Source organism: Streptomyces sp. NPDC048643 (assembly GCF_040650615.1).
GTDB lineage: Bacteria > Actinomycetota > Actinomycetes > Streptomycetales > Streptomycetaceae > Streptomyces.
The window spans coordinates 235079-242978 of the sequence record NZ_JBEZHO010000009.1 but is presented as its reverse complement, the minus strand read 5'-3'; the positions used below and the strand labels follow the sequence as shown (position 1 = coordinate 242978).

The window sequence follows — 7900 nt, the reverse complement described above, 5'->3', positions numbered from 1 at the left end:
GAACGTGCCGTGCACCGGGGGGTCCAGCTGACCGGACTCCGAGCGCGGGAAGAACTCGTACCAGGAGCCGTACAGCGCCCGCTCCCGCTCCACCAGCAACGGCAACGGCTCGGACGTCGTCACCAGGTCGCGCAGCGGGAACCGGGCCAGCACCTCGTCCACCTCGGGGGTGAGCGCGGCGGCGAGCCGGGTGGCGACCGGACGGTCCGTGTCGCGCAGCGCGTCCACCGCGCCGAGCACCGTGTCCCGGGCCCGCTTGCCCTTCGTCCCCTTCGGGATGCCGGCCGCGGCCCGTTCGTACAGCCGCGCGCCCTCCTCCAGCACCAGCTCCGTGTCCTGACCGGCCGGGATCTTGATCCCCGCGTGGTGCCGCCAGGTGGTGACGGGGTCGCCCCACGCCTCCACCACGTACGTCCAGCGGCCCTCCCGGTCGGCGCTCACGCGGGCGCCCCAGCGGTCCGTGCCGGGAGCCAGCTCGCGCATCGGCGACCAGGGACCGGGGCGGCCCTCGGGGTCGTACAGGACGACGTTCGCGGCCACCGCGTCGTGGCCCTCGCGGAACACCGTGGCCGAGACCTCGAACTCCTCGCCGGCCACCGCCTTCGCGGGCCGGCGGCCGCCCAGCACCACCGGGTGGACGTCGAGGACGGGAATGCGCCCGACGGCCGTCACCGGAGCGAGCGGGGCGGACACGGGAGAGTCGCCCGCCCGGGTCGCGGGGACGGCGGACCTGCTCTTCTTCTTGGCCGCTGTGCCCGACCTCCGGGCCGGTGTGCCCGACGCGGAGTCGGCGGCCCCGCGTGGGGCGGACGCGCGGGCGGCGGAGGTGCGGGGGGCGGCGGTGCGGGGGGCGGACGCCGCCGGCACCGGGGCGACGGTGTCCGGGACCGCGGTGTCCGGGACGACGGGTGTGCCCACGCCGTCGGCGGTGGGACCGGTGGTCTCGGAGGCGGCGACGGGTTTCTCCTCGGTGCGGGGACGGGGCTCGGTCTTGCGCTTTCGGGGCTTCTCGGAGGTGGTCGTCGGGGGTGGCGACGAGTGGTGCGTGGCGGGCATGACCGCTCCTGTCCGCGTCAACGTGGGTGGGCGGATGGGGGTGTGGGGAGGTGGACCTACGAGGTGTACCGGAGGAGCCTTCCCACCCTATGCGGGTGAGCATTCCGGCACTTTGTTAACTACTCACGCGTATGTCTACACACAAGACCGGCCTCGTCCCGGGCAGGCGAGGCCGGAGCGGTGTGGCCGAATCACCCTGGTTGTACCAGCATCCCGCCGCCGTCACCCGACGTTCAGCAGTTTGTTCGGTGAACCGGGGCCGACACCTGACAACTTCCCCGGAACGGCCTGTTTCATCAGGGCCTTCGCGACCTGTGCCGGAGCGGCCCGCGGATGGCCGGACAGATACAGGGCGGCAGCGCCCGCGACATGCGGGCTCGCCATCGAGGTGCCGGAATAGGCCACTTTCCCCGTGTCGCTCGTGTACGAAGCTGACGTGATTGCCACCCCCGGCGCGAACAGGTCCACCGCGGGACCGGTGTTGGAGAACCTCGCCCGCGCGTCGGTCCGGTCGCTCGCGCCGACGGTGAGGGCCTGGGCGACCCGCGCGGGGGAGTAGCGCGCGGCCGGCCGGCCGTCGTTGCCCGCCGCGACCGTGTACGTCACGCCGGAGGCGATGGAGGCGCGGACGGCCGCGTCCAACTGGGCGTTGCCGTACCCGTCGAGGCTGAGGTTGGCCACGGCCGGCTTCCGGGCGTGCCGGGTGACCCAGTCGATCCCGGCGATGACCTGGGCGGTGGTGCCGGCTCCCCGGTCGTCCAGGACACGGACGGCGACGACCCTCGCCCTCTTGGCGACGCCGTACCGACGGCCGGCGACGGTCGCGGCCACATGGGTGCCGTGGCCGTTGCCGTCACGCGCCGTCCGGTCGTTGTCCACGAAGTCCCAGCCGTAGCTCGCCCGGCCGCCGAAGTCCCGGTGGGTGACCCGGACGCCGGTGTCGATGACGTACGCCGTCACACCCGCGCCCGCCGCCCCGGGGGCCGTGTACCGCCCGTCGAGCGGCCGGTTCCGCTGGTCGATCCGGTCCAGGCCCCACGAGGGCGGGTCCTTCCGTGCGGCTTCGAGGGCCACCCGGGTGTCCTGGACGACCGAGGCCACCCGGGGATCGGCGGCGAGCCGCCGGGCCCGTCTCTCGTCGAAGCGTACGGCGAAGCCGTTGAGCGCCGTGCCGTAGGTGTGGCTGATTCTCGCACCGTATGTCTCGGCGATGTCCGCGCCCTCCGCCGACGGAGCGCGTGTACTCCCCGTGAGCGTCACGATGTAGCTGCCGCTGACGGAGCCGGGATCCCCCGCTCCGAGGATCCGCCCCTCGGCGAATGCCCGATCCGGTGGGGCGATGGCCGAAAGCACCGCGGCCGTCGTGACCGCGGTGAGACCCGCCCCCCAGCGCAGACGCCACTTCCTCGTCCGTGCCATGACTGCTGTTCCCCTCCCTCACGTCGACGTACGCGGTCCGGGGCCGTCCTCGCGGACAGGGCCCGGCCGTACGTCACCTGGCGAGCCTCTCCCGACGGGGCGAAGCACCACAAGGCCGCCCAGGAGGGCGGAATCGGCCATACCGAACATGGCGGCCCCGTGAAGGTTGCGGCGAGTTTCCGCCGATGTCACACAGTCGGACGGATCCGGGGGCGTGCCGCGATGCGCCGTGTCGCGAAGGCACCCCCGCCGCTACCGTCGTGGGTGACGAAGGCCGCACAACGCCGTGCGGTCCTCTGCCGCGTACGTCCTCCGTGAAGGTGGAATCCGTGAAGGCGATCCGCAGATTCACCGTCCGACCAGTACTCCCCGAAACCCTTCACCCCCTCAGTGACCTGGCACGCAACCTTCGCTGGTCCTGGCATGCCGAGACCCGTGACTTCTTCCAGTCCGTCGACCCGGAGCGCTGGGCAGCCTCCGACGGCGACCCCGTACGACTGCTGGGCAGCGTGTCGGCCGCCCGGCTCACGGAGCTCACCGAGGACAGCCGCTTCCTGCGCCGCCTCGCCGAGGTCTCCGAGGACCTGCGGGACTACATGACCGGCGACCGCTGGTACCAGACACAGACCTCCGACCTGCCCGCCGCCGTCGGCTACTTCTCGCCCGAGTTCGGCATCACCGCGGCGCTTCCGCAGTACTCGGGCGGCCTCGGCATCCTCGCGGGCGACCATCTCAAGGCGGCCAGCGACCTGGGCGTGCCGCTCATCGGCGTGGGCCTGCTCTACCGGCACGGCTACTTCCGCCAGTCCCTGTCCCGCGAGGGCTGGCAGCAGGAGCAGTATCCGGTCCTGGACCCCAACGAACTGCCCGTCGTCCCGCTGCGCGAGGAGGACGGCACCACCGCCCAGGTCTCCCTCGCCCTGCCCGGCGGCCGCGCACTGCACGCCCGGATCTGGCTCGCCCAGGTCGGTCGCGTCCCGCTGCTCATGCTCGACTCCGACGTCGAGGAGAACGACCTCGGCGAACGCGGTGTCACCGACCGGCTGTACGGCGGCGGCAGCGAGCACCGGCTCCTCCAGGAGATGCTCCTCGGCATAGGAGGGGTGCGTGCGGTCCGGACGTACTGCCGGCTGACCGGGCACGCGCCGCCCGAGGTGTTCCACACGAACGAGGGCCACGCGGGCTTCCTCGGTCTGGAACGGATCGCCGAACTCGGCGACGCCGGGCTGGACTTCGCCTCCGCCCTGGAGGCGGTCCGGGCCGGCACGGTCTTCACCACCCACACCCCGGTCCCCGCGGGCATCGACCGCTTCGACCGCGAGCTGGTCGCCCGGCACTTCGGCGCCGACGCGGAACTCCCGCGCATCGACGTGGAGCGGATCCTCGCCCTCGGCATGGAGACCTACCCCGGCGGTGAGCCGAACCTGTTCAACATGGCCGTGATGGGCCTGCGCCTCGGCCAGCGCGCCAACGGGGTCTCCCTGCTGCACGGCCAGGTCAGCCGGGAGATGTTCTCCGGACTCTGGCCCGGCTTCGACGCCGAGGAGGTGCCGATCACCTCCGTCACCAACGGTGTGCACGCGCCGACCTGGGTGGCCCCCGAGGTCTTCCGGCTCGGCGCCCGGCAGATCGGCGCGCAGCGCACCGAGGACGCCCTGACCGTCGGTGGCTCGGACCGGTGGGACGCGGTCGCCGAGATCGCCGACCAGGAGATCTGGGACCTGCGCCGGGTACTGCGGGAGCAACTGGTGCAGGAGGTGCGCGAGCGGCTCAGGGCGTCCTGGCGCCAGCGCGGTGCCGGTACCGCGGAACTCGGCTGGATCGACGGGGTGCTGGACCCCGACGTCCTCACCATCGGCTTCGCGCGCCGCGTCCCCTCGTACAAACGTCTGACGCTCATGCTGCGCGACCGGGACCGGCTCATGGACCTGCTGCTGCACTCCGAGCGGCCCGTCCAGATCGTCGTCGCCGGCAAGGCGCACCCCGCCGACGACGGCGGTAAGCGGCTGATCCAGGAGCTGGTCCGGTTCGCCGACGACCCCCGGGTGCGGCACCGGATCGTGTTCCTGCCCGACTACGGCATGGCGATGGCGCAGAAGCTCTACCCGGGCTGCGACATCTGGCTCAACAACCCGCTGCGTCCGCTGGAGGCGTGCGGCACGAGCGGGATGAAGGCGGCGCTCAACGGCTGTCTCAACCTCTCGGTCCTGGACGGCTGGTGGGACGAGTGGTTCCGGCCCGACTTCGGCTGGGCGATCCCCACCGCGGACGGCACGGCGACCGACGACGACCGCCGTGACGAGCTGGAGGCCAACGCGCTGTACGAGCTGCTCGAACAGCGGGTCGCTCCCCGGTTCTACGACCGCGGTCAGCACGGCCTGCCCGACCGGTGGATCGAGATGGTCCGCCAGACGCTGACCCACCTCGGCCCGAAGGTGCTGGCCGGCCGGATGGTCCGTGAGTACGTGGAGCGCCTGTACGCCCCCGCGGCGCACGCCCACCGTTCGCTCACCGCCGACACGGCACGCGAACTCGCCGGCTGGAAGGCCCGGGTCCGCGCCGCCTGGCCGCAGGTGAGCGTCGACCACCTGGAGGCGACCTCGGCCACCACGACCGCGGAACTGGGCGCCAGCCTGTCGCTGCGCGTCCGCGTCGGTCTCGGCGATCTCGCCCCGGACGACGTGGAGGTCCAGGCCGTCGCGGGCCGCGTCGGCACGGACGACCGGATCGCGGACGCGGTGTGTGTGCCGCTGAAGCCGGCCGGCGGCTCCGACCTGGAGGGGCGCTGGGTGTACGAGGGCCCGCTGTCCCTCGACCGCACCGGCCCGTTCGGCTACACCGTCCGCATCCTGCCGGCCCACCGGCTGCTGGCCTCCGGTGCGGAACTGGGTCTGGTGGCCGTCCCGTCGGAGGAACCGGGCGAGGGCGCGGGGCTGCTCATGCGCTGACCCGGGGCACCACGGAGCCCGCCGGGCCGACGGCCGCCGGGGCCGGACCGCACACCGCGGTCCGGCCCCGGCGGACCGCTTCCGACCGGGGGCGGGGGGCGGGGTTCAGCTGTCGAGCCCCGCGCACAGCCGGCGCAGCACCGTTCCGCAGCGCTGCGCGTAGGCGTGCTGCAGGCCCCGGGTCGCGGCTCCGCCCGCCCGGGCGTACCACTTGACCGCGCGGCTGAACGCCGTGACCGTCAGCCAGACGGTGCCGTCGCCGGTGCGGGAGACCACGAAGGCCTCCTCGCCGCATTCGGGATGGCCGGTGAGCGTGCCGTAGGCCCAGGCGGTGCGCCGGGGTTCCTCGGCCGTCCAGACCACGCGGCAGGGGGCCTTGATCGGGCCGATGGCGACCGTGACGTCCACGCCGGGTGCCGCCCTGTCGGCGTCGGAGACCATGCCGACGCCCATGGTGCGGTGCATCTCCCAGGTCATCAGGGCCTCGGAGGCGCGCCGGAAGACGGCCTCGCCCTCGCCGATCCGGGAGCGGACGTGCATGCGGTGGAAGCCCGGGGGGCAGCGGTCCTCGCGGGTCGCGCCCACGTCCTCGTACGTGTAGGGCATGGGGGCAAGAGTAAGGCGGCACCCGGGGGAGTCCTCGCCCCGGGTGCCGCCTCGTTCGATCTACCGGTCCGCTAGTTGACGTTCACGGCGGACCAGGCGGCCGCGACCGTCTTGTACTCCGTGCTGGTGGAGCCGTAGAGGGCCGACGCCGCGGAGAGCGTGGCCGTGCGGGCGGCCGCGTACTTGGTCGTCGACGTCATGTACGTCGTCAGCGCCTTGTACCAGATCTGCAGCGCCTTGGCCCGGCCGATGCCGGTGACCGTGGTGCCGTTGGACGTCGGGGAGTTGTAGCTGACCCCGTTGATCGTCTTGGCGCCGCTGCCCTCCGAGAGGAGGTAGAAGAAGTGGTTCGCGACACCCGACGAGTAGTGCACGTCGAGGTTGCCGACGGTGGAGGACCAGGAGTCCTTCGAGCCGCCGTCCTTGCTGGGCTTGTCCATGTAGCGCAGCGGCGTGCCGTCGCCGTTGATGTTGATCTTCTCGCCGATGAGGTAGTCGCCCACGTCGGAGGAGTTCGCCGCGTAGAACTCGACGCCCGTTCCGAAGATGTCGGAGGTCGCCTCGTTCAGGCCGCCGGACTCGCCCGAGTAGTTCAGGCCCGCGGTGTTGGAGGTGACACCGTGGCTCATCTCGTGGCCGGCCACGTCCAGCGAGGTCAGCGGGTGCGTGTTGCTCGACCCGTCGCCGTACGTCATGCAGAAGCAGCTGTCGTCCCAGAACGCGTTCACGTACGAGTTGCCGTAGTGCACGCGGGAGTAGGCGCCGACCCCGTTGTTCTTGATGCCGTTGCGGCCGAACGTGTTCTTGTAGAAGTCCCACGTCTCCTGGGCGCCGTAGGCGGCGTCCGCGGCGGCGGTCTGGTCCGTGCTGGAGCTGGACGCGGCGCCGGTGCCCCACACGTCGTCGGCGTCGGTGAACAGCGTGCCGGTGCCCGACGTGCCGTGCTTGAGGTTGTAGGTCTTGTGGCCGCCGCGCGTGCCGTCCGTCAGGTTGTACGTCGAACCCGACTTGGTGGTGCTGAGCGTGACCGTGCCCGAGTAGAGGCTCTTGCCGGTGCCGGTCTCGATGCCCTGGTACTCGTAGAGCTTCTTGCCGGTGGCGGCGTCGGTGATGACGTGCAGCTCGTTCGGGGTGCCGTCGTCCTGGAGGCCGCCGACGACGGTCTCGTAGGCGAGGGTCGGCTTGCCCGTGGCGGCCCAGATCACCTTGCGGGGTGCCTGGTCGGCCGCGGTCTTGTCCGAGCCGGCGTCCTTGGCGGCGGTGAGCGCCTGCTTCTCGGCCTTGGCGGTGGTGACCGCCGCCTTGAGCGAGGAGACCTTGATGGCCGCCTTCGTCGCCTTGGTGACGCCTTCGGTCTTCCCCGCCTTGGTCTCGTGCACGACGAGGTCGCCGCCGAGGACCGGAAGTCCGTTGTACGTGCGCTCGTACCGCGTGTGGACCGTGCCGTCGGCGTCCTTGACGACGTCTCTGACGACCAGCTTCTCCTTGGCGCCGAGACCTATCTCCTGGGCGGTCTCCGCCGTGGCGGCGTCGGCCTTCTGGATGAGCGCGGTGCGTGCGGAGGAGGAGAGCTGGACGGGCGAGCCGGCGAGGGGGGTGGTCTTGCCGGTGGGAAGCGCCGCGGTCTGGGCGGCGGCACCGGTGGTCATACCGGTGGCGAGCAGGGCTCCGGCGGCGACAGCGGTGGCGATGGCCAGAGTTGTGCGCTTGTGACGCGCGTAGAGGGGGGTCACGCAAGCTCCTTCTCGTGGGGGCGTCCGGACGGCTTGGGGATGCCGGGCGGACGATTGTGAAGTTGCGGTGCGGGTGAGCCGTGCGGTGGAAGCGTGCCACTTGGGGCGCGTACATGTCATGAGGGCCTAAAGACCTTG

5 protein-coding genes are annotated in these 7900 nt (G+C 72.0%); 1 reads left to right on the top strand and 4 read right to left on the bottom strand.

Annotated features, from left to right (window positions below; genetic code table 11):
• Positions 1 to 1056: maltotransferase domain-containing protein (locus AB0C62_RS12455; protein ID WP_362972173.1), on the bottom strand; the 1056-nt coding region annotated here is incomplete at its 3' end.
• Between the two features lie 222 nt (positions 1057 to 1278).
• Entirely contained in the window at positions 1279 to 2475 is a 1197-nt protein-coding gene (locus AB0C62_RS12450; RefSeq protein ID WP_362972171.1) for a S8 family peptidase, read from the bottom strand.
• Between the two features lie 329 nt (positions 2476 to 2804).
• Between AB0C62_RS12450 and AB0C62_RS12445 the strand changes: the two genes are divergently transcribed.
• Positions 2805 to 5423, top strand: a complete 2619-nt coding sequence (locus tag AB0C62_RS12445) for a glycosyltransferase family 1 protein (protein ID WP_362972169.1) — start codon at positions 2805 to 2807, stop codon at positions 5421 to 5423.
• Between the two features lie 105 nt (positions 5424 to 5528).
• On the opposite strand, the gene AB0C62_RS12440 is transcribed toward AB0C62_RS12445, so the two are convergent.
• The gene (locus tag AB0C62_RS12440; protein WP_362972167.1) at positions 5529 to 6029 is read right to left on the bottom strand and encodes a DUF1990 domain-containing protein; all 501 of its coding nucleotides are present in this window, start codon (positions 6027 to 6029) and stop codon (positions 5529 to 5531) included.
• Between the two features lie 71 nt (positions 6030 to 6100).
• Entirely contained in the window at positions 6101 to 7762 is a 1662-nt protein-coding gene (locus AB0C62_RS12435) for a M4 family metallopeptidase (RefSeq protein WP_362972166.1), read from the bottom strand.
• Positions 7763 to 7900: the final 138 nt, after the last annotated feature.